The organism is Ruminococcus sp. AF17-22AC (genome assembly GCF_003460065.1).
Classification (GTDB): Bacteria; Bacillota; Clostridia; order Lachnospirales; family Lachnospiraceae; genus Blautia_A.
Genome location: NZ_QRXT01000001.1, coordinates 531,584 through 555,365, shown reverse-complemented (window position 1 = coordinate 555,365; position 23,782 = coordinate 531,584). Strand labels below are relative to the sequence as shown.

Annotated in this window: 23 protein-coding genes; 21 read left to right on the top strand and 2 right to left on the bottom strand. The window is 38.5% G+C overall.

The window, feature by feature from the left end; translation table 11 throughout:
• Positions 1 to 2: 2 nt before the first annotated feature.
• The 5 genes from spoIVA (at position 3) to DWW86_RS17065 (ending at position 4,239) form a co-directional block, all read left to right on the top strand.
• Positions 3 to 1,472, top strand: coding sequence for a stage IV sporulation protein A (gene spoIVA / locus DWW86_RS02840; RefSeq protein WP_117942205.1), 1,470 nt, complete (start codon positions 3 to 5; stop codon positions 1,470 to 1,472).
• A 138-nt stretch (positions 1,473 to 1,610) separates the two neighbouring features.
• Positions 1,611 to 2,294: a hypothetical protein gene (locus DWW86_RS02835; RefSeq protein WP_117942204.1), complete on the top strand. Its 684-nt coding sequence runs from the start codon at positions 1,611 to 1,613 to the stop codon at positions 2,292 to 2,294.
• 14 nt (positions 2,295 to 2,308) lie between these two features.
• The gene (locus DWW86_RS02830) at positions 2,309 to 3,748 is read left to right on the top strand and encodes a hypothetical protein (RefSeq protein WP_117942203.1); all 1,440 of its coding nucleotides are present in this window, start codon (positions 2,309 to 2,311) and stop codon (positions 3,746 to 3,748) included.
• 35 nt (positions 3,749 to 3,783) lie between these two features.
• On the top strand, positions 3,784 to 4,059 hold the full coding sequence (locus DWW86_RS02825; protein ID WP_117942202.1) for a hypothetical protein: 276 nt from the start codon (positions 3,784 to 3,786) through the stop codon (positions 4,057 to 4,059).
• A gap of 9 nt (positions 4,060 to 4,068) precedes the next feature.
• On the top strand, positions 4,069 to 4,239 hold the full coding sequence (locus tag DWW86_RS17065; protein ID WP_181985292.1) for a hypothetical protein: 171 nt from the start codon (positions 4,069 to 4,071) through the stop codon (positions 4,237 to 4,239).
• A gap of 38 nt (positions 4,240 to 4,277) precedes the next feature.
• On the opposite strand, the gene fliB is transcribed toward DWW86_RS17065, so the two are convergent.
• Complete coding sequence (fliB, locus tag DWW86_RS02820; protein WP_117942263.1) at positions 4,278 to 5,483, bottom strand: flagellin lysine-N-methylase; 1,206 nt, start codon at positions 5,481 to 5,483, stop codon at positions 4,278 to 4,280.
• Between the two features lie 162 nt (positions 5,484 to 5,645).
• Here fliB and DWW86_RS02815 point away from each other — a divergent pair, with 162 nt between their 5' ends.
• From DWW86_RS02815 to DWW86_RS02800, 4 genes are all read left to right on the top strand, one after another.
• Positions 5,646 to 6,656, top strand: coding sequence for a calcium/sodium antiporter (locus DWW86_RS02815; protein ID WP_117942201.1), 1,011 nt, complete (start codon positions 5,646 to 5,648; stop codon positions 6,654 to 6,656).
• 134 nt (positions 6,657 to 6,790) lie between these two features.
• Positions 6,791 to 8,629 (top strand): glutamine--fructose-6-phosphate transaminase (isomerizing), encoded by a 1,839-nt coding sequence (gene glmS / locus DWW86_RS02810; protein ID WP_117942200.1) that lies wholly within the window; start codon positions 6,791 to 6,793, stop codon positions 8,627 to 8,629.
• 162 nt (positions 8,630 to 8,791) lie between these two features.
• Positions 8,792 to 9,607: a glycosyltransferase family 2 protein gene (locus DWW86_RS02805; RefSeq protein ID WP_502696634.1), complete on the top strand. Its 816-nt coding sequence runs from the start codon at positions 8,792 to 8,794 to the stop codon at positions 9,605 to 9,607.
• Positions 9,607 to 10,212 (top strand): YobI family P-loop NTPase, encoded by a 606-nt coding sequence (locus DWW86_RS02800; protein WP_117942198.1) that lies wholly within the window; start codon positions 9,607 to 9,609, stop codon positions 10,210 to 10,212. Before DWW86_RS02805 ends, DWW86_RS02800 begins: the two co-directional genes overlap by 1 nt.
• Here the strand turns inward: DWW86_RS02800 and DWW86_RS02795 are convergent.
• Positions 10,178 to 11,422 carry a hypothetical protein gene (locus DWW86_RS02795; protein WP_502696633.1) on the bottom strand — a complete coding sequence of 415 codons (1,245 nt, stop codon included), beginning with the start codon at positions 11,420 to 11,422 and terminating at the stop codon, positions 10,178 to 10,180. The genes DWW86_RS02800 and DWW86_RS02795 overlap by 35 nt on opposite strands.
• Positions 11,423 to 11,438: 16 nt before the next feature.
• Between DWW86_RS02795 and DWW86_RS02790 the strand changes: the two genes are divergently transcribed.
• The 12 genes from DWW86_RS02790 to DWW86_RS02740 all read left to right on the top strand — a co-directional run bounded on the left by DWW86_RS02790 (position 11,439) and on the right by DWW86_RS02740 (position 23,776).
• On the top strand, positions 11,439 to 12,497 hold the full coding sequence (locus tag DWW86_RS02790; RefSeq protein ID WP_117942196.1) for a helix-turn-helix domain-containing protein: 1,059 nt from the start codon (positions 11,439 to 11,441) through the stop codon (positions 12,495 to 12,497).
• 231 nt (positions 12,498 to 12,728) lie between these two features.
• Positions 12,729 to 14,810 (top strand): polysaccharide biosynthesis protein, encoded by a 2,082-nt coding sequence (locus tag DWW86_RS02785; protein ID WP_353652666.1) that lies wholly within the window; start codon positions 12,729 to 12,731, stop codon positions 14,808 to 14,810.
• An 11-nt stretch (positions 14,811 to 14,821) separates the two neighbouring features.
• The gene (locus DWW86_RS02780) at positions 14,822 to 16,105 is read left to right on the top strand and encodes a DegT/DnrJ/EryC1/StrS family aminotransferase (protein WP_117942195.1); all 1,284 of its coding nucleotides are present in this window, start codon (positions 14,822 to 14,824) and stop codon (positions 16,103 to 16,105) included.
• A gap of 16 nt (positions 16,106 to 16,121) precedes the next feature.
• A complete protein-coding gene (locus DWW86_RS02775; RefSeq protein ID WP_117942194.1) occupies positions 16,122 to 16,790 on the top strand; it encodes a sugar transferase in 669 nt (222 codons plus the stop codon).
• Between the two features lie 14 nt (positions 16,791 to 16,804).
• Positions 16,805 to 17,773 (top strand): ATP-grasp domain-containing protein, encoded by a 969-nt coding sequence (locus DWW86_RS02770; protein ID WP_117942193.1) that lies wholly within the window; start codon positions 16,805 to 16,807, stop codon positions 17,771 to 17,773.
• Between the two features lie 214 nt (positions 17,774 to 17,987).
• Positions 17,988 to 18,161, top strand: a complete 174-nt coding sequence (locus tag DWW86_RS17060) for a hypothetical protein (protein WP_181985291.1) — start codon at positions 17,988 to 17,990, stop codon at positions 18,159 to 18,161.
• Between the two features lie 57 nt (positions 18,162 to 18,218).
• The gene (locus tag DWW86_RS02765; RefSeq protein WP_117942192.1) at positions 18,219 to 19,322 is read left to right on the top strand and encodes a glycosyltransferase family 4 protein; all 1,104 of its coding nucleotides are present in this window, start codon (positions 18,219 to 18,221) and stop codon (positions 19,320 to 19,322) included.
• A gap of 1 nt (position 19,323) precedes the next feature.
• Complete coding sequence (locus DWW86_RS02760; protein WP_117942191.1) at positions 19,324 to 20,436, top strand: EpsG family protein; 1,113 nt, start codon at positions 19,324 to 19,326, stop codon at positions 20,434 to 20,436.
• Entirely contained in the window at positions 20,436 to 21,545 is a 1,110-nt protein-coding gene (locus DWW86_RS02755; RefSeq protein ID WP_353652665.1) for a glycosyltransferase family 1 protein, read from the top strand. The genes DWW86_RS02760 and DWW86_RS02755 overlap by 1 nt, the downstream gene beginning before the upstream one ends.
• Before the next feature lie 22 nt (positions 21,546 to 21,567).
• Positions 21,568 to 22,119, top strand: coding sequence for an acyltransferase (locus DWW86_RS02750; protein WP_181985290.1), 552 nt, complete (start codon positions 21,568 to 21,570; stop codon positions 22,117 to 22,119).
• A gap of 1 nt (position 22,120) precedes the next feature.
• A complete protein-coding gene (locus DWW86_RS02745) occupies positions 22,121 to 23,020 on the top strand; it encodes a glycosyltransferase family 2 protein (RefSeq protein WP_117942188.1) in 900 nt (299 codons plus the stop codon).
• Between the two features lie 12 nt (positions 23,021 to 23,032).
• Positions 23,033 to 23,776 carry a glycosyltransferase family 32 protein gene (locus DWW86_RS02740; RefSeq protein WP_117942187.1) on the top strand — a complete coding sequence of 248 codons (744 nt, stop codon included), beginning with the start codon at positions 23,033 to 23,035 and terminating at the stop codon, positions 23,774 to 23,776.
• The last annotated feature ends 6 nt before the right edge of the window (positions 23,777 to 23,782 follow it).

Genomic DNA, 23,782 nt, shown 5'->3' with positions numbered 1-23,782 from the left:
TTATGGAAAAATTTCAGGTTTACCGGGATATTCAGGCAAGAACTGGCGGTGATATATACATAGGCGTTGTGGGACCCGTCCGCACCGGAAAATCCACATTTATCCGCAGATTCATGGAGCTGGTTGCACTGCCGGAGATGGAACCGGCAAAACAGGCAGAGGTACGTGACCAGCTTCCGCTAAGTGGATCCGGAAAACTGATCACGACAGTTGAGCCGAAATTCATACCGAAAGAGGCGGTAGAAGTACCGCTCGGAGATGAGCAGAAAGTCCGCATCCGTCTGATTGACTGCGTTGGATTTCTGGTAAAAGACGCCAGCGGACACATCGAAGAGGGTAAAGAACGAATGGTAAAGACCCCGTGGTTTGAAAAAGCAATTCCATTCCATGAGGCGGCTGAAACCGGAACACGCAAAGTTATCGAGGAACATGCCACGATCGGCCTTGTGATTACGACGGATGGCAGCTTCGGGGAACTGCCAAGGGAAAACTTTGTCGAAGCAGAGGCAGCGGCCATCAGTCAGTTAAAAAAACAACGCAAGCCATTTCTGCTTCTTGTGAATTCTCAGGCACCGTACAAAGAAGAAACGCAGGAACTTGTCCACTCCCTTCAGGAAAAATATGGTGTCATCACCATGGCGGCAAACTGTGAACAGCTTCGCAAAGAAGATGTCACCAAAATTCTTTCGAATGTGTTGTATGAATTTCCGGTGACAGAGATTCAGTTTTTTGTTCCGAAATGGGTGGAGATGCTTCCGTCAGATCACGAGCTGAAAGCACAGATTCTGGACTGCATTCGCACGAAGATGAAGGAATTTCATCATATCAAAGACATTACCAGAGAATCAGTCACTCTCGGAATTCCGTGTGTGCAGGAAACCATGCTTGAGGAAGTCAGCCTGTCGAGCGGGTGTGTCCGTGTCCGGGTGCAGGTCAAAGATGAATATTATTATAAAATACTCAGTGAAATGAGCGGAATTCAGATGGAGAGCGAATATGATCTGATCCACACGATGAAAGAGCTTGCGGCAATGAAAAAACAGTACGTAAAAGTGCAGTCGGCACTGGAAGCAGTTCGCGATACCGGCTATGGTGTTGTTGTTCCGGAGCTTGATGAAATTCAGATTGAGGATCCGTCCGTGATCCGGCAGGGAAGCAAATTCGGAGTAAAAATCAAGTCAAAAAGTCCATCTGTCCATATGATCAAAGCAGAAATCGAGACGGAGATCGCGCCGATCGTAGGCACGGAGCAGCAGGCAAAAGATCTGATCCAGTACATTGGCGAGAGTGGACAAAGAGGCGAAAGCATCTGGGAGACCAATATTTTCGGCAAATCCATCGAGCAGCTTGTGCAGGATGGCATCCGCAGTAAAATTGCCTCGATAGGTGAAGAAAGCCAGTCAAAATTGCAGGATACCATGCAGAAAATTGTCAATGACAGCAAAGGCGGCATGGTCTGTATTATCATCTGAATATTATAAAAAATATAGATATTCTCCATAGTTTATGAAAACACATGATATCATATGAGTAATATGATGCCATGTGTTTTTGCTTACTAAAAAGGCTGGAATGTCGAAAAATGTCGAGAAGATTAAGTGGTTTTAGATATGAAAAATGTATATAATTATAAATTAAAAGATACTGTTTCAGAAAGGAAACATATGAAAAAGGATAATAGAAAATTACAGGATTACAGAGAAAAATATATACAATCAATTTGTGAACAAGTTGAAGTAGATAAAAATAAGGGGAAAGAAATTTATAAGTATCTGGAAGATGAACTTATTATAAAGATGGAAGCACCCGATGTATATGAGACAAGCGTGGAACGCCTGTTTGAGAAAAAGTATATGACTCGAAATGAGTTTGGATTGGTGAGTGTCAAACCTGGAAACATATATTTTAATTTGCAATTTGATGTGGCTAAGACAATACAGGCTTTATGCACGATTATTGGAACCGGTTATGGAATTACGGAGAAAATGCCGGTGGTGCTGCTTACAGGACTGATAAATGGGGTTATTGTAACAGGACAGACTTTACAGGTTCAAATTACAGAAAATGGGACAGCAATTATAATGGCACTTCAAAGCGAAATATTATTTCAGAACTTCATGCTGAGCGAAACTATATGTTATGAAAGGGCAAATGAAATTTTGCGAAATCATAATTATCCTGAAATGAATGAAATTAAATTTCAGGATGAATTAACAAAACTGGAGTATATAAATTGTATAAGGATTGATAATGACAATATTTATCTAAAAGAAAGTATTTGCAATCACTTTTGAGGAGATGTACAGATATGTCAAATAATAAGGCTGATGTAAATAACTTAGGCAGAAATATAGTGCTATACAATTTGGATGAAAATAATATAAATGATTTCTACCAACAAAATTCATGGATTGATCGGAAGAGTTTTACACGGATATGCCATTTGTATGAGTTTCCGGAGAAAACAATTACGGTTGTAATTCAAAATTATTATATTGATGCTGCCTATAGAGATGTTTATTATCATTATTGGGCTAAATTTCATTTTAATTGGCCACGTCATTGTAAAAGGCTTGCGATATTTCAAAATAGTCATAGTTCAGATGAATTTTGGGATAATAAAAAGGAGAGTGAGAGAGAGCTTCAAAAAGATTTTTTGGGAACGGTTGTTATTCGCCCATCCTACACACATAATGAGACGGGGCATACATATGGTCGGACACTTTTGAATCCTTATAAAATGGTTACAAAAGAACCAAATACAAACGAGAAAATACATCCTTTTCGATACATGATTACAGCTCAATATCGAATGCATTTACTGGGGAAGACTTTTACTACGCATGCGTTCGTTTTCTGCAGTCAGGATGGGGTTGCAATGAAATGTGCCGAAACAGCTATCTATTGTCTGGGGGATTTTGAGTCTGCGTCTTCTCCATTGTATGCAAGAGTATTACCGAGCGATATTCAGGAAAAATTGAGTCATCGCATTTCGGAGAGGATACTTCCGTCTCATGGTTTATATTGCAACGATATATCCTATATATTAAAAGAATTTGGATACTCACCAATGATATATGCTGGTGCAGAGGATTATCAGCGAACGTTGGAGGACTCTTTTGAAAGTAGCATAGATGCTGAAAAAAATGAAGTTATATCACACTGGGATAATATACACGAAACAAATTTTAAAAACTGGTTTCATTATTATGTAGAATCAGCGATTCCGATACTTGCAGTCACGGCTGTTCGCCCTGATGCGAAAAAACATGCAACTTTAGTTATTGGGCATGGTTTAAAACAAAAGAAAATCACAGAATGCAAACAGTTTAAACTGGGGGATTATCCATGCATTGATACATCACAACTATATAATACGTATATTATAAATGATGATAATCAGATTCCATATGTAGAAGAAGCAATGGATCATTTTACTATAGATAAAAATTATAAGTTAGAAGCATATATTGTACCATTGGAAAAACATGTTTTTTTAGAAGCAGCTGCAGCAGTAACGATTTGTGATACGTTTATTGAAAATCAAAAGGATCGTCTGAAAAAAGCAATTGAAGTTTTTAAAAATCTGTGCTATTCTAAGCTCAGTGAAGTCTCTGATAAAGAGAAAATGGAGGATTTAAAATATCTGATAGAAAGTATTTCTGTGTCGTCTGAGAATCCATTAACAGTTAGATACTATTTGGCAAACAGTGCCGAATATAAACAATTTCGTATAAAAATGGAATAGACATTGACGAGCAAATATTTTATGCAGATGTGCTTATGCCTAAGTCAGTATGGGTGGCGGAGATATCTACATTTCGTTGTTATCAGGAAGGGTATGTTATTGGGGAAGTTGTATTAGATGCGACTGCTTCAAGCAGATCAAAAGTAGACAGTGTTATTTTGTTAAGAATTTCGGGAAATGGAGTATACAGGTTGCCGCAAGAAACATATACTGATTTAGAGAAAAAGCTTGCAGAAAAAGAAGAAAATATTATGCTTCCCAGCATGTTTATTATGTATAGTAATTTTCAATATTGTAAAGAAAAGGAGTGAATAATTATTTTGAAAATCAATAAAGCGTTGCTTGTTACAATGAAACCAGGAGTTCACATAGATGCAAAGGGATTAATTGGACATTCAGCTGAAATGAATAAAAGAATCGGAAAAAATATAGCAGCAAATGAGCAAAAGATTGAGCTTGGGATGAGAAAAGCTCAGCGAATTCAGATGTAAGGGGAATCACAATAAAGTGATTCCTCTTTTGCATGGTGTTAAATCTTTAATAAATTACCGAATCTAAATACATTTTCCTCATCCATCAACTCTTCAAATTTATTCAGATTCAGATCAGAGTGTTCCAACTCGCGTGAGAAGCGATAACAGATGGAAACCATCTCATCAAAAGAAAAACTTCCGCCATTTTTCAGATAAGTTCCGACTGCCAGATCATGGATCATAAAAGTACATACAATCGCCATTTTTACTTTGGCGAAGATCTGTCCGTCATATACAGCACCACAAAAATACGTGTAAATCCAGTAGAGAAGGAGCTGTTCTTCCTGAATTTCCCAGTCGGGGTATGCTGTGATAAAGGATTTGTAAATATCAGGTTCCTCAGCAAAATCACCGTCATAAAGCGGCACCATCGTTTCCTCCAGATATTCATGCCAGCCCGGACGAAGGACTTCCATCTGCGGAATTACTGTCTGCCAGATCTGCTTCCTTAATTCTAATGGGGCAGAATCACAATTCCGGAAATTTGAATCAGATGCCATAACATCAGTATCTTTGTTTGTAGTAACACCTTTACCTGCAGTCCGGCTCCGCACTTTAGCCTGAAATTCTGCAGTAAATCCGGACTTTTCATGTCGTGCGCGGATATCCTCCCACTGGAACAGCTCATTTTTATCCAACGCCAGTTGGAAATCATGCGCACATACCAGCAGTTTTTGACAGCGCAACTTCACCGGAACAGATCGATCCTGAATAATGGAAAAAAGATAATCTCTCGTATCCATCAGAGCTGTAAAAAGAAAATAATCAAACTCTTCATAAGTTTCTTCCTTTGAAGGAACTTCCTGTGTCACAAAAGAAATCGTATTCTTGTGAGAAAGAAAAATCCGCGCAGCTTCCGGGCAGGAAAGAGAAAGCGAGTATTCGCGGAGTCCTTCAAACTCCTCGATATGGCGTGGATATTTACGACAGGTGTCACAGAGCATATCTGGTCCGGCTTCGCTGTAAATATCACAGAGATTTTCTTCATTCAGAAATGCACAGCGGCGATCATACTGACGGAAAGCCTGTTCCGACCAGTCGATATCATTGTGCAGCCGATTGCGAAAAGTCCCTTTGAATTTTTTGTACTTTTTCAGACTTTTTTCGTCAATCATAATCTGCCAGCCGGCACAGCATGTGTCAGGACAGGCTCCTGCAATACAGGAAAATTCTTTATAAAAATCAGGGCGTGTGATCTGCATAGGATAGTCCTTTCTCTGAAAATATAATTCTGCAAAAATAATCATACTTTTCTATAACAATATTTCTTCTATAAAACAATTCAATCATACTTCCCCTTGCTGTATATGTCAAATTGGGATATACTGTCAACAACTGAAGTGAAACCAAAAAGGAGACAGACTATGGAAAATTTTGTCAATCAGTCACCATTTGTACTGGTACTGGTATTTCTTGTAATAGGATTTGCATTTCTGATAAAAGGAGCGGATTTCTTTGTAGAAGGCAGTTCCAGTATTGCACGCAAACTAAAAGTTCCGTCCATTATCATCGGACTTACAATCGTAGCAATGGGAACATCCCTGCCGGAAACAGCAGTCAGCGTGACCGCATCTCTGGCACATAATAATGAACTTGCCGTCAGCAACGTAGTCGGCTCAAATATTTTTAACCTGATGTTTGTTGTCGGAGTCTGCGCCGTTATCACGCCGATTATGGTACAGCGCGAGACCATCACAAGAGACATCCCGCTTTCCATCATCTGTGCTCTGCTTTTGCTTGGACTTGGCTGTCTGGCAATCGGGGACCAACACAAGATGATCCTTGGGCATCTTGATGGAATTATCTTCCTTGTACTGTTTACAGCCTACATTGTCGTGATGATACGTACTGCAATGAAAGCCAGGGCAGAGGGAAAAAAGACAGAAATCGAGAGTATTGAAGAAGCAGAAGAAAGCACACAGAAACTTCTTTCTTATCCAAAGAGTATTCTTTGTATCGTAGGCGGTGCAGCGGCAATTGCTTTTGGCGGGGACCTGACAGTAGATGCAGCCAGCCGAATCGCAATCGACCTTGGCATGAGCCAGACACTTGTAGGACTTACAATCGTTTCCATCGGGACTTCCCTTCCGGAGCTAGTTACTTCTCTTGTGGCTGCCCGGAAAAATGAAATCGACATGGCAGTCGGAAATGCGGTCGGATCTAATATTTTTAATATCCTGATGGTACTTGGTATTGCAGCATCTATCAGTCCGGTAGCCCTGATTACCGTCAATCTGATTGATATCCTGGTGCTGATTGGATTTTCCATTCTGGTTCTGGTTTATGCGATAACCAGCAGAAAAGTTACCCGTACAGAGGGCGCATCCATGGTGTGCCTGTATCTGATCTACACCATCTACATCATACTCAGGTAACAGAAACCGGGTTGAATATCCGATAGTTTTGTGCTATCATAGACGAAAAATTGATTTTTGTATAATTATGTCTATTTTTTACATTATATTGTAATGCTGCATATATTAAGCAAAAGAGAAAAGGAGAAATATTTATGTGTGGAATCGTAGGTTTTACAGGAAACCATCAGGCAGCACCAATCCTTCTGGATGGACTGTCAAAGCTTGAATACCGTGGATATGATTCAGCCGGAATCGCCATCCGTAATGGAGAAGGCGAGACAGAGGTTATCAAGGCAAAGGGACGTCTGAAAGTACTTGCCGAGAAAACAAACGACGGAGAATCCGTTCCGGGAACCTGTGGTATTGGACATACCCGTTGGGCAACACACGGAGAACCATCCGAAAACAACGCACATCCGCATGTAAGCGATGACGGAAACGTAGTTGCCGTACACAACGGTATCATCGAGAACTATCAGGAACTGAAGGATAAACTGCTTCGCAAAGGATACGCCTTCTATTCAGAGACAGATACAGAAGTAGCTGTCAAACTTGTAGATTACTATTACAAAAAATACGAAGGAACACCGGTCGATGCAATCAACCATGCTATGGTTCGTATCCGCGGTTCCTATGCACTTGCAATCATGTTTAAAGATTATCCGGAAGAAATCTATGTGGCACGTAAAGACAGCCCGATGATCCTTGGTGTAGCTGACGGAGAATCCTATGTGGCATCCGATGTTCCGGCAATTTTGAAATATACAAGAAATGTGTATTATATCGGCAACCTGGAGATGGCACGTGTCCGCAAAGGTGAGATCACTTTCTACAATCTGGACGGCGAAGAAATCCAGAAAGAAATGAAGACAATTGAATGGGATGCAGAGGCAGCGGAAAAAGCAGGTTTCGAGCATTTCATGATGAAAGAAATCCATGAGCAGCCAAAAGCAGTCAGAGATACCCTGAATTCCGTAGTTAAAGACGGACAGATTGATCTTTCTGAGGTTGGACTTTCCGATGAAGAAATTCAGGAGATCAGCCAGGTATATATCATTGCCTGTGGATCTGCTTATCATGTAGGCATGGCAGCACAGTATATGTTTGAAGATATGGTACGTGTACCGGTTCGTGTAGAGCTTGCATCTGAGTTCCGTTATCGTAATCCGATTCTGGATCAGAAGGCTCTGGCAGTGATCATCAGCCAGTCCGGTGAGACCGCAGACAGCCTTGCGGCACTGCGCCTTTGCAAAAAAGAAGGCATCCGCACAATGGGAATTGTCAACGTAGTCGGTTCCTCCATCGCGCGTGAAGCAGACAATGTATTCTACACACTTGCAGGTCCGGAGATTTCCGTTGCAACTACGAAAGCATACAGCACACAACTGATCGCTGCTTATGTACTGGCAATCCAGTTTGCGAAAGTAAAAGGTACGATTTCCGAAGAACAGTACAGCACATACATCAAAGAACTTGAGACTCTGCCGGATAAAATCCAGCGAATCATCGATGACAAAGAGCGCCTGCAGTGGTTTGCATCCAAACAGGCAAATTCAAAAGACGTCTTCTTTATCGGCCGTGGAATTGACTATGCAATCAGCATGGAAGGCAGCCTGAAGATGAAGGAAATCAGCTACATCCATTCTGAGGCATATGCAGCAGGTGAACTGAAGCATGGAACCATCTCCCTCATTGAGGATGGTACACTGGTGATCGGCATCCTCACACAGCCGGCACTTTATGAAAAAACTGTCAGCAACATGGTAGAATGCAAGAGCCGTGGCGCATATCTGATGGGACTGACCACATTTGGCAACTATAATATCGAAGAAACCGCGGACTTTACCGTATATATCCCGAAGACAGATCCGCACTTTGCAACATCCCTTGCAGTGATTCCGCTGCAGCTTCTGGGATATTATGTCAGCGTTGCAAAAGGTCTTGATGTTGATAAACCAAGAAACCTCGCAAAGAGCGTTACTGTAGAATAAACTATAAATATAATAAACATATCATTAGAAAGCATCATCCGTACATTTGCTTACATGGCAGATTCGGATGGTGCTTCTTTCGTAAGTGCTGGAAATCGAAAGATGGTATTACTTTTTCAAAAAGATGACAACAACGGATGTGTTGTGGTAAACTACAAATAGATTGATTACTATGTAGTTAAAACAGTAGAAAAGAGGAAAATCATGCCGAAAATATCCATCATAACTCCGGCTTATAATTGCGAAAAATATCTGGAACAGTCTGTGGACAGCGTCCTTTCTCAGACATGGCAAGACTGGGAACTGCTGATCATAGATGACTGTTCGAAAGACAATACATATGCACTCATGCAAAAACTTGCAAAAAAAGATGAACGTATCCGTATCCTTCAGAATCCACAGAATTCCGGCGCGGCTGCGACCCGCAACAACGGTGTCCGCCAGGCATCAGGAGAGTGGATCGCGTTTATTGACAGTGATGATCTGTGGGAACCTGACAAACTGGAAAAACAGATGGCATTACTTTTGAAAATTCCGGAGGCAGCACTTGTTTTTACAGGCTCTGCATTTATTGATGCACAAGGAAACAGAATCGCGCATATCCTGCATGTACCGGAAAAAATCAACCGCAAAAAATTGCTGGGACAAAACGTCATTTCCTGTTCATCCGTTCTGATCCGCAAAGAGCTGATGAAAGAATTTCCGATGCCGGAAGAAGACGGTATTCACGAAGATTTTGCCACATGGCTTGCCATATTGAACAAGATTCCGTATGCATACGGTGTCGATGAACCACTGCTGATCTACCGCAGATCTGCAGCATCCAAATCAGGACAGAAGAGCAAATCCGCACAGATGAACTGGAGAACCTATATCAGGGCAGGAATCCCACTTGGTACAAGAGTCATTGCAATGATGAAATACACCGTGAATGGTTTGGAAAAATACTTTATGCTTTGGGCGAAGAGGAAAAAATAATGAGTTCAATAAACAGAGATTATCTGATTTTCCCACTTTCCTGTGATCCGGCACTGGAGGAGACAGAGGAAAGAGAAATCTATTATAAATATCTGGATTCAGCATTTGATGAACCACGTATCCACAATATTGGAATTGTCGGTGGATTTGGCGTGGGTAAAAGCAGTCTGCTCCGCTCTTATGAAAAAAGATATCTGCGAATGGCGAAGCTTAAGCAGGAAATTAATAACCCTTTTAAAGACTGGCGCAAAAAGGATGAACCGCGCTTTCTTTATGTTTCTATGGGAGAAAGCCAATGCAATGACAGTGATAATAAGAATGAGACAGAGCGGCGGATTCTTTTGCAGATATATTCTCGATTTCACAAAAAAGACATTCCGTCCAGCAGTTTTGAGATGATTCATGAAAGCACCGGACATCTGAGAACAAAAACAGTAGTCGGCTCTCTGTTTTTGTTTCTTGTACTATTGCTGACATTTTTTACACCGCTTGGGAAACTTCTGAAGGCAACATTACCGGCGGCCAGCATAATTGTTCACTATAAGACAGAGATTCACGCAGCACTTTATCTCATTGTGATCGGTACGGATCACTTTCTAGTCTAATATTCTTCACTGCCGCAATCTCATGAGATGTATCCAGTTTCTGTTTTAATTCTGCAAAGGCATTTACGAACTTATCTCTGAATACAGGTGCAAACTCCTTCTCATCCAGTGTATGTAACACTTTTTCCAGATCATCACCTATAACCGGACGCATCTCTTCTGCTTCTTTTTCCAGTAAAGCTCCATACTGCTGTACAAACTTCATAGACATATCCGGCAATTTCTGAATCTGGCTAAACGGATTTTTCGCTGTCACAATAGCTTCCATCTGGGCAACATTATCCATAATTTCCTGTTCTCGGACATATGTCTTACTGTTTTCAAACATCTGGATCTGTTCCAATGCTTTTTCGAAGATCTTTTTCTGACCACCTTTGAAGAAGTCAAATACCGGTGCAGTATCATCTGCATCGTCTAACAGATCATCTCGTTTTTTATCTATTGTTTTAAAGAATTCTACCGGCTCTTTGATAGCCAGAAGTTCTTCCAGATTTTTCTTCGCCTGTTCCATCAGAGATTTACATGGCAGCTTCGGATTTACACGATATTCAATCATGATTTCACCAAATGTTTCCAGCTTATCCTGTGCTTTATTCTTAAAGTTTCTCATAATAGTATCGTCATCATCACTGGATACGGAGAAACCAAAATAATCTTTCAATACTTCTTTTACAGAACGGATCTGTCCGTCTGTTGCTCTTTCCCTGATATCAATCAGCAGTTTCTCGACAAATTCACGTTTTGTCAGATAACGTATCAGTTCATCTTTTGTATTGGACAGTATAGATAAACTCTGGCTGTTATAGGTCAGGGATACTCTTCCCATCTTAAAGAGCATGGCAACCAGCCACTGCACGTCTTTCGGATCAAAGCCATAAGGAGCTGCCCCGAATTTATCCTGCAGGGATTTCAGGGATGTTTTCATATGTCTGGTATTATTAAGGCCGATGACCTGAATTACTTCTTCCAGTGCTAATTTATTTGGTGTTGTATCACTGGTTCCAAGGAAAGAAAGCTGTCCATCGTTGCCATTGAATACTGCAGCAATATCAGAGAGTTCTGGAGCTGTCTCCATATAGGTAAGCTTGTTATACTGCATGGCTACCAGCTTTCCGAGTGCTTCATTGATACGGCTTGCCGGTTCTTTTGCTGAGATATTTGCTTTATCTCCGTTCACATAGATATCTGCATGTTTCAATGCATCCTCAATAAAGATATGGCGGTAATTGGAGGCGGATCAGCTGCGTGCAGCAGATATTGGGACACAGTTCCAAATGGTAATACGTTTAGGACGTCAGCTTGCTAGCAGAATGATGCTTCAGAACATTGGACAAAAAGAGCTTGCAAAAAGAATAGGCCAGAGTCAGGCTACAGTGTCTAATCTTATAAATGGAAAAACAGATAGCTCAATGAAAAATTTGTTCTTAGCATTTGAAGCATTGGGTTCAAATCCGTTGGAAGAGATTAGACATGCTGTTACAAATTTGGCTAAGACAGTTCAGGCAGAGACAGCATTAGGAGGTACGCTTATTAATAATCCAGATGATCCGGTCTTTATAGGACAAAAGGGAACATTTTTCATATATTTTTGTGCAACGGACAAGTATGAAAAACAGATTGTGAGGGGACTTTTGAATATAGTTGAAGAATCAGGAAGATGTACAGCAGAATTGAGAATTGGCAATAATGTCTCGAGTGATAGTGGTTTTGAATTTTCGGCAAAGGATAAAATATACAAAGGGGATGTGTATATTTCACCGTTACAGAAGGCAGTATTTATTAATTTGAAGAGCGAAAAACTTGGTGAGATGTGCCAAATAGTATGTCCGCTTCTTAATATTCAGGATGAGGATAGAAAGTTAAAGTGTAATATGGGAGTTGCAACTACTATTTCGGCTGGGGCAAATAATCGCATGCCGACAGCACATCGTATTTTTATGGTACGCAATAAGCTAACTATGGAAGAAGAACGGGAAATTCAAGGACAATTGTTGCTTAATAAGGATCGCATACATATTTCAGAAGAGCGCTTTAAAGAGATGTGTAATAAAGAACATCCGGGAAAAGAATTTATTAAGTGTTTTGAAAAACATCGAACAATGCAGGAATATTATGAAATCGATGAAGGGAGCTTTAAAAGAATATTAGAGCAGGATCCAACCGGCTTTCGAGATGTTTGTATGCTCAGATTATACTCTGATGCACCACGTAATAATAAGATTAGTAGTAAAGTGATAGGTAGTATTTTTCATGGTCTGCATTTTCAGAGAAGAAAAAATAGTTAGTATATACATACTACAGATTTTAAAATGGGCTGAGTGAAAGGGGTATGCTTCCGCAGGCGGCTTCGCCGCTTGCATTTACCATAAATTGACAAATTTCTCCACGAATCAAAATTATTCGATTCAATTTTACCATATTACTTCCAATACATAGATACTTGTGCTATAATTTCGCTGGATATAAAAACAGATAAGATAAATAGAAATACAGAAAATGGAAGGAAGAAAAATATTTTGAGCAAAAAAACAAATAAAACGACTACCGAAGATTCTTACACAGGGAGCCGGAGACACTTACAGCACTGGGTGATCATAGCATTTTATCTGATCATCTATGATATAGTGGCTGTTAATTTTTCATGGTTTCTTGGTCTATTATTGCGCTTTGACATGCGCTTTTCCAGCATTCCACAGAATTACTTTAATGCATTTATTAAATTCGCTCCATTTTATACAGCATTCTGCGTGCTGATATTCTATATATTCCATTTGTACAACAGCTTGTGGCGTTTTGCCAGTATCAGTGAACTAAACAGAATCTCTGCTGCTACAGTAATTACGACATTATTTCAGATTTTCGGCATTACATTTCTGTTTGGACAGATGCCGATGTCCTATTACATCATCGGATGTATCGTGCAGTTCTGTCTGGTGACAGCGGTGCGTTTCAGCTTCCGCTATGTATCACTGGAGAGAGTGCGCCGTACCCAGAATGAAAAAGCAATTCACAATGCAATGGTCATCGGTGCCGGTGCAGCAGGACAGATGATTCTGCGAGAACTGAAAACATCTACAGAATCAACAGCAAGACCATGCTGTGTTATAGATGACAACCCAAACAAATGGGGCAGAATCATGGAAGATGTCCCTGTCGTAGGCGGACGCGAGAACATTCTGGAAAATGTCGAGAAATACAACATCGATCAGATCCTTTTTGCGATTCCTTCTGCACATGCAAAAGAGAAGAGAGATATCCTGAATATCTGCAAAGAGACGCAATGTGAGCTGAGAAGTCTTCCCGGTACTTATCAGCTGGTAAATGGTGATGTATCGCTCAGCAAGATGAAACCGGTAGCGGTAGAAGACCTTCTTGGACGTGAACCGATCAAAGTAAATATGGATGAAATCTTTCAGTACCTGAAGGGCAAAACGATTCTTGTTACCGGTGGCGGCGGCTCTATCGGAAGTGAACTGTGCCGGCAGATTGCATCCCACAACCCGAAGCAGCTCATCATTTTTGATATTTACGAAAATAATGCATACGACATTGAACAGGAACTGAAACGAAAATACAAAGACTTGAATCTGAAAGTTCTGATCGGTTCTGTACGTGACAGTCGTCGCATTAATATGGTGTTCGAGCAGTATCATCCGGATATCGTTTATCATGCAGCAGCCCACAAGCATGTACCGCTTATGGAAACAAGCCCGAATGAGGCAATCAAAAACAATGTCATTGGTACATACAAAACAGCATATGCTGCAATGAAATACGGTGTACAGCGCTTTGTACTGATCAGTACGGACAAAGCAGTTAATCCGACAAACATCATGGGTGCAAGCAAACGTCTCTGTGAGATGGTCGTACAGAGCATGGATGCCATCAGCAAAGCAGGCAGAATTGATCTGCTTCCGTTCTTACATGCCCACATGGATAAGATAATTGATGGTCAGCTTGCAGGAGATCCGCTGGATCATATGGCAGCAGATGGTATGAGTACGAAAGACAGCGTCATCAATATCGAAAGTATTCGAAATAAAGATCATAAAGGAACCCAGTATGTAGCAGTACGTTTCGGAAATGTACTGGGAAGCAACGGCTCCGTAATTCCGCTGTTTCGTAAACAGATCGAAGCAGGCGGTCCGGTGACCGTCACACATCCTGACATTGTTCGTTACTTTATGACGATCCCGGAGGCAGTCAGCCTCGTCCTTCAGGCAGGAACTTATGCCTGGGGCGGTGAAATCTTCGTACTGGATATGGGTGAAGCAGTCAAAATCGATACACTTGCCCGCAACCTGATCCGTCTCTCCGGATTTGAACCGGATGTGGATATTCAGCTCGAATATACAGGACTTCGTCCGGGTGAAAAACTTTACGAAGAAAAACTTATGGCAGAAGAGGGAATCAAAAAGACTGATAACGAGCTGATCCACATCGGCAAACCGATTCCGTTTGATACGGAGGTATTCCTGAAACAACTGGAAAAACTGGCGAAAGCAAGTTATGAGAACAGTGACCATATCGTAGAGATGGTTGAGGAGATTGTGACAACATTCCATCCGGCAGGGGAACACCCGGATGGAAAGAGATAAAGGGAGAAAAAATGTTTAAAGCAGACAATTTATTTGAAAAATTTGATTCAAAGGTATGGTTGAGCAGTCCGACAATGCACGGACCGGAGATTGAATATGTAAAAGAAGCGTATGAAACCAACTGGATGTCTACAGTTGGAAAAAACATCAATGAAGTAGAACGGCTGGCATGCGAATATATTGGCTGTAAATACGCAGTTGCATTATCAGCGGGGACAGCATCCCTTCATCTGGCAATGAAACTGGCTGGTATTGAAGCATATGGAATGCCAAAAGTAGGGCACGGAGCATTGGAAGGAAAAAAGGTTTTCTGCTCTGATATGACTTTTGATGCGACTGTCAATCCGGTTGTGTATGAAGGTGGAGAACCTGTATTTATCGATACAGAGTATGATACGTGGAACATGGATCCTGTTGCACTGGAAAAAGCATTTGAGATTTATCCTGACACAAGAGTTGTTGTCATTGCACACCTTTATGGTACTCCGGGAAAAATAGACGAATTAAACGCAGTAATTAAAAAGCATAATGCTATCTTGGTTGAAGATGCTGCAGAATCTATGGGAGCAACCTATAAAGGCGTTCAGACAGGAACATTTGGCAAGTACAATACGATTTCATTCAATGGAAACAAAATCATTACAGGAAGTGCCGGAGGTTGTTTCCTGACAAATGATGAAGATGCGGCGAATAAAGTTCGTAAATGGTCTACACAGGCAAGAGAAAATGCAGCATGGTATCAGCATGAGGAATTAGGATATAATTATCGCATGAGCAATGTTGTTGCAGGTGTTGTGCGTGGACAGTTCCCATATTTGAATGAACATATTGCCCAGAAAAAAGCAATCTATGAAAGATATAAAGAGGGGCTGAAAGAATTACCGGTATCTATGAATCCGATGGACCTTGAAAATTCTGAGCCAAATTACTGGCTTTCCTGTCTTATTATTGATAACGATGCAATGTGCAGACAGGTACGTGGCGAACAGGATGTATGCTATGTAAAAGAAACCGGAAAAACCTGTCCTACAGAGATTCTTGAAGCGATTGCCTCAATTAATGCAGAGGGCAGACCAGTATGGAAACCGATGCATATGCAGCCGATTTATCGTCTGAATCCATTCATTGTCAGAGATGGAAATGGACGTGCAAGATCAAACGCATATATTGAGGGAAGTGTGGTAGATGTGGGAATGGATATTTTCAACAGAGGTTTATGTTTACCGAGTGATAATAAAATGACTGCAGCGCAGCAGGACAGAATCATAGAGGTAATTAAATACTGCTTCGAGTAAAATAGAGGGATTTGTAATGGATAAAATAAAACATAAGCCATATGGACCATATGAAAAATACATAAAAAGACCGCTAGACTTAATCTGTAGTCTAATTGCAATAATAATTTTTTCATGGTTGTATTTTATAATTGCAATATTGGTTAGAGTAAAATTGGGTTCTCCGGTGTTTTTTACACAGGACAGACCGGGAAAAGATGAGAAAATATTTAAATTATATAAGTTTAGAACAATGACAGATGCAAAAGATGAAAATGGGAATTTATTGCCGGATAGTGAGAGACTTACTAGATTCGGAAAAATGCTTAGAACAACTAGCCTAGATGAATTGCCTGAAGCATTTAATATAGCTAAAGGAGATATGAGTATCTTAGGACCAAGGCCGTTGTTGCCATCGTATCTTCCCTGGTATACAGAACGAGAACGGCATAGACATGATGTTCGACCTGGCTTATCCGGTTTAGCCCAAGTTAATGGGAGAAATTTTCTGGATTGGGATAAGCGATTTGAATTGGATGTTCAGTATACTGAAAAAATTACATTTTTAGGAGATATGAAAATCATATTTCAAACGGTAAAAAAAATTTTGTCACATAGTAATATTGCAATTGATACAAATAAAACAGAAGGTAATATGGCGGAAATACGTGCAGAAAAGCTAAAGAGTGAAAATGGTAATAAGTAGTTAAGGAGCATATTATGAATATATTGATTTTGAGTGCAGGAACTAGGAATAAAATAGTTGAGTATTTTGTAAAAACGCTTGCAGGAAAGGGAAATGTTGTTGCAACTGATATGAGTAAACTGGCACCTGCAATATATGAAGCCGATAAGTATTATATTGTTCCTAGAATGACAGATCCGGAATATATGGATATTATTTTTGATATATGTAAAAAAGAAAAAATTAGTGGCGTCTTATCATTGATAGATCCAGAATTATCTTTGCTTGCACAGAATGAAAAAAAATTTGAAGATATTGACGTAAAAGTAATAGGTTCTTCATATGAACTGTGTGAAATGTCGCTAGATAAATATCAGATGTTTTTATGGCTGAACAGAAATGGATATAATTGTGCAAAATCTTATGTAGATAAAGAAGAGTTCTATAAGGATATTGATAATAAAAAAATAACATATCCAGTATTTGTGAAACCGGCAAGAGGAAGTGCAAGTATTGCTATTTCAAAAGTTTATGATGAGGAAACATTAGAATTGTTATTTGCTCATGATGAGGGACTTATGATTCAGCAATTTCTTAATGGACAAGAAATTGGTGCAGATGTATATATTGATATGATGTCTGGAGAGATTGTTTCTATTTTTACTAAGAAAAAATTAAAAATGAGAGCCGGAGAAACCGATAAAGCAGTTTCTTTTAAAGATGATAAGTTATTTGATCTTATTAAGAAATTTGTTTCAAAAGCTGGATACAGAGGTCAGATTGATATTGATATTTTTGATATTGATGGAGAGTACTATATATCAGAAGTTAATCCACGTTTTGGTGGGGGATATCCGCATGCGTATGAGTGTGGATGCGACCATATGAAACTGATACGAAATAATCTTGAAGGGAATAGTAATGAGGTTTCTATTGGAACATACAAATCGGACATTTATATGATGAAGTACAATGAAATTTGTATAAAGAATTTTGAAATGTAATATAAAGGGATTTATTCGTGACAATAGGAAAATACATTAGATGTTGATATATATGTAGATATTATTAGTAATCAGGTGGTTGCATTGTTCAGTAAGAAAAAAACTTGAAACCAAAATTGATGGAGCCAGTAAAACAGTATCGTTTAAAGATGAACATTTAAATAGATATATCTGTGAGACGCTGAAAGTTTTTTAGTTCAATGGAACGATAGATATGGACTTATGGTATCTAGATGGTAAATATTATTTATTAGAAATAAATTTCAGATTTGGCGATGGATATTTATATGCGTATGGGGCAGATGATTATTTTATAAAAGTGATTGAAAATAACATAAAGGGAATAGAAAATCAGCCTTGCTTTGGAAATTATGATAATGATGTATGATAGCATTGTTATAAAAAAATAACAGGATTATAAAGTGGAGAGAGTTGTACTAAAATTATGAGAATTTTGATTATATGTAATTGTTCAACTGGATTGGAAAGTTTTAGGGGGATGCTCATACATGAACTTGTAAAAAAAGGTCATGTTGTAAAAGCTATAGTACCACAATCAGACGAACAGAAAGAGATAAATGCAGAAAGCAGACTAAAGAAAATGAGATGTGATTTGAAAAGAGTTCCGATGGAACGACGTGGTATGAATCCTGTAAAAGATTTAGGACTTTTCCATAAGTACTATAAGACTGTTAAGAAAATGAAACCGGATCTGGTAATTACATATACAATTAAACCGAATATTTATGGTGGAATGGCATGTTGTCTGCTGAAAATCCCCTATGCAGTAAATATTACAGGGCTTGGTACAGCATTTCAGAATGATGGCATGCTGAGAAAAATGGTAACAATTATGTACCGTGCCGCACTTCGAAGAGCCAAAATCGTTTTCTTTGAAAATGAAGAAAACAGAAATATCATGGTCGATTATAAAATTATTAAAAAGAACAAGACCTATGTGCTTCCAGGTGCAGGAGTAGATATCGAACACTTTGCCTATGCAGATTATCCTATTGATGACAGCGAGATGAAATTTCTTTTTATTGGACGAGTAATGCAGGAAAAGGGAATTGATGAATTGTTTGCTGCAATGAGAAGATTAAGAGCAGAAGGATATAAATGTTCCTTAACTGTTCTGGGAGGATTTGAAGAAAATTACTCTGAGAAAATGAAAAACTATGCAGCAGAAGGCTGGCTGCATTACGAAGGATATCAGGAAGAGATTCGACCTTTTATCGCAAAAAGCCACTGCTTTGTTTTACCATCCTGGCATGAGGGAATGGCAAATACGAATCTTGAAAGTGCAGCGATGGGAAGACCTGTCGTTACAAGTAATATTCATGGCTGTTTGGAAGCTGTGGAAGATGGCGTGACAGGCTTTTTATGTGAAAAGCAGAATTCGGATGATTTGTATCAGAAGATGAAAAGAATGTGTGACTTTTCATATGATGAGCGGAGAACTATGGGAATGGCCGGAAGAAAGAGAATGGAAGCTGTTTTTGATAAACGCAAGGTTGTCGAGAAAACAATAGAAAAAATGGGAGTATAATATGACTCAATTATGGCTATTAATGCTGTTTGCACTGACTTGTACGAAAATATATGATTATTTACATCCTGTGGGATGGAATGAATATTCTAGAAACAGAAGATTCAGTATAATTTTTTTGATAATGACGATTATACTGGGTGGATATCTTGGACTAAGGACTAATTATAATGATACATATACCTATAAAATTGCGTATGAACAAACGCAGTCATTTCCGTATTTCTGGGAAACTTTTAATGCTTCTTTAAGTGCAGATCCGGGATTTAATATATGTAATGCTGTAATGAAAACATTAGGAGTTTCGACGCAATCGTGGTTGATGGTATATGCGCTCGTTACGATGGGATTATATCTACACTTTATTCGAACAAACGGAACGGAATTGACGCAGAACATATATCTGTTTTTCTGTGTAGGCGCATACATATTTGCAGGAGCAGCAATAAAACAATCTATTGCAACAGCAATTTGTTTGTGTGGATTAAATTTAGCGTTGGATAAAAAATGGATAAGATATTGCCTGGTTGTATTTATAGCAATGACATTTCATGTCTACGCGGTGATATTCTTGTTGGTTCCGCTACTCAGATTTAAACCATGGACAAGAAATACGTTCATATTAATAGTTGGAACAATATGTATAGCATTTTCACTACGTTCGCTATTAGGAACAATTGTTGAAATTACATCCAGCATGGGAGAGGGGTATACAGTTGACTCCTTCAAGGGGGTGGGCGTTAACATATTTAGGGTACTGGTATGTTGTGTACCTATATTCTTAGCAATGATTTATCATAAGGAAATATTTGAAGAAACAGATGAACATGATAATCTTTTTTTTAATCTGGCAATGGTAAATGGATGTATTATGTTTATTGGAATATTTGGAACAGCAAATTATTTTGCTCGTTTGGCAAATTTTTTTGTTATGGCACAGGCAATTACATTACCATGGATGCTTAACAAATTGGACAACTCACGGAGAACACTGATAAAAGCATTTATGATTGTTGGATATTTAGGTTTCTTTTATTATTCGACCAATGTTGTGTATGGAGCATTTTCAATGGGACATATTACGGTTGGTGAATATTTACAACAGTTGTTTTAATGGAGAATAAAATGATACGAATTTTGCATGTAGTGACACATATGAATCGTGGCGGATTGGAGACCATGATTATGAATTATTATAGAAATATAGACAGGGAAAAAGTGCAATTTGATTTTTTGGTACACAGATCCTATAAAGCTGATTATGATGAAGAAATCGAGAGCTTAGGAGGACGTATATACAGGATTACCATGTTGAATCCGTTTAGTGTAGCTTATCGAAGAGAATTAGACACTTTTTTTAAACAGCACCCTGAGTATTCAATTATTCATGTGCACCAGGATTGTATGAGCTCTGTAATTCTGAAGATTGCTAAAAATAATCATGTGAAAGTGAGAATTGCACATAGCCATAGCAGCAGTCAGGATAAAAACTTAAAATATCTCATAAAATTGTTTTATCGCAGACAAATCCCTAAATATGCAACGGACTTAATGGCATGTGGCGATAAAGCAGGAAAATGGATGTTTTCAGGTGCGGATTTTCATATAATGAATAATGCAATAGACAGTAAACAGTATGTGTTTAATCCAAGTAAAAGAAGAAAGATTCGAAGCTATTATGATATTCAAGAACAGGAAATAGTGATAGGTCATGTAGGACGCTTTTCGCCGCCTAAAAATCATGAATTCCTTATTCAGGTATTCAAGAATTTTTCAGAAAAAAAGAAAAGCAGATTATTATTAGTAGGAGATGGAAATCTTCGAAGAGAGATGGAGCAAAAAGTAGAAAAACTAGGTTTGAAGGAAAATGTTATATTTACAGGAGTACGTTCAGATGTAGCAGATGTAATGCAAGCTATGGATGTATTTGTTTTTCCGTCTTTATATGAAGGACTTCCGGTAACAATGGTTGAAGCGCAGGCAGCGGGATTACCATGTGTGATTTCATCGAATGTTCCAAAAGAAACCGTGCTTATTCCAGAATTGGTTGAATCGTTAAGCTTGTCGGAACCGGTAGAGCTATGGAGTGAAAAAATACTTCGGATGAAGTCAATTAAAAGGGTGGATACAAGCGGTAAGATTAAGGATAGCGGATTTGATATAGAAGAATCAGCAAAATGGTTGGAGAAGTTCTACTATGAGAAAACAACTAATCTGAAGTGAGTAGTAGAGAATAGGTGAGAAAGTGAAAATTCATGAATTTATAAAAAATATAGTAAAAAGGATAAATGGAGAAGTTTTAACTACGACATTGATTAAACGTGGACTGAAAGTAGGAGATGATTTTAATCGGCAACAGGGATGCTATATTGATCCTACTCATTGCTTTTTGATTGAAATAGGAAATAATGTAACGTTTTCTATCAGGGTGACAGTTCTTGCTCATGATGCAAGTTCGAAAAAAGTAACCGGTTATACTCGGATTGGAAGAGTAAAAGTTGGAGACAATGTTTTTGTTGGAGCAAATACAACAATTTTGCCTAACGTTGAAATAGGGGATAATGTAGTTATAGGTGCGAACAGTGTTGTGACACAATCAATACCGAATAATAGTGTAGTGGCTGGAAATCCGGCCAGAGTTATTAAAGATATTGACGCATTTAAAGAAAAAAATATTGAACAAATGAAAGAAACAAGAAGATTCGGCAGAGAATATAGATTTTCGCATGAAATTTCATCAGACAAAATAGAGGAGATGAAAAAAGCAGTCCAAAAGGGCATTGCTTATATAGATTGATATGAAGAAGAAAATTACTGTTTTTACACCAACATATAACAGAGGTGAATTATTGCATCGATGCTATGAAAGTTTGCTCAGACAGACAAATGGAGATTTTAAATGGCTGATCATTGATGATGGGTCTGTTGATAAGACTAAAGAAATAGTGCAGCGATGGATACAGGAAAACAAAATTGATATTCATTATATTTATAAAAATAATGGTGGTTTACATACAGGGTATAATACGGCAATAGCACATTTGGATACAGAACTTGCTGTATGTATAGATTCTGATGATTGGCTTCCGGATAATGCAATCGAGGTTATTTTGAATATATGGAATGAAAAAAAAGCTAATGATATAGCTGGACTTATTGGACTGGACTATACTTCAGGTGGAAAATTAATAGGAGATTTTTTGCCAGATGGAGAACTGATTAATCCTATAAATTTGCTTGCGTCTAAAAATAATCGGGGTGATAAAAAGTATGTAGTAAGGACTGATTTATATAAAAAAGTTGCTCCTATGCCAGTATATGAGGGCGAAAAAAACTTTAATCCCCATTATATGATTTTAAAACTCAGCGCAAAGTATAAATTTATGAGTGTGAATAAACCATTTTGTATTGTAGATTATCAGGAAGATGGGATGTCTGCAAATATTTTTAAACAATATTTAGATAGCCCGAGAAGTTTTGCTGAATTACGTCGAGTTATTATGAGCTTGCCGGATGTACCATTTAAATATTTATGCAAAACAACAGTTCATTATGTTTCAAGTAATATTCATGCAGGTACAAAAGGGTATATTAGAAAGTCCCCGAGAAAATTAATGACGATTTTATTGTGGCCAATGGGATGGAGTTTATCTAAATATATAAGAAAAAACGGAAACAAAATAGTAGAAGTAAAATAAAAGAGGAAAAATATGATACCTAAAAAAATTCATTATTGTTGGTTTGGCAGAGGGGAAAAACCTAAACATGCAAAAAAATGTATTGCAAGCTGGAAAAAGCATTGTCCGGATTATGAAATCATTGAATGGAATGAAGATAATTTCGATGTGAATATGAACGGATATACGAAAATGTGTTATGAACAAAAGAAGTATGCGTTCTTAAGTGACTATGTTCGATTACTGGTCGTGTATCAGAATGGAGGACTCTATTTTGATACAGATGTAGAATTGGTAAGAAATCCTGATTTTTTATTAAAAGAAGAAGCCTTTTTTGGTTTTGAGACGGAAGAATCAAAACAAAAAAAAGAAATTATAAATAGTGGCCTAGCCTTCGGCTCAGTCGCTAGTGGCCTAGCCTTCGGCTCAGTCGCTAGTGGCCTAGCCTTAAAAAAAATGATAGAAGAATATACACCATTATTGGATGGAAAATCGGGAACAATAGGATGTCCAATATTGAATACACAGGCAATGATCAAACTGGGATTAAAACCGGGCGGTGAAATACAAAAACTTTCACATGTAACAGTTTATCCAAAAGAGTATTTTAATCCATACGAGAGCACAACAGGAGTATTAAACAAAACGAGAAATACAGTATCTATTCATTGGTATGCTGGTAGTTGGTTAACTCCAAAGCAACGAATAAGAAGCGCAATTATGAAACCATTACATAGAATATTGGGTGTTGATTGTTTTAAAAAGTTTAGAAAGTAGTTCATA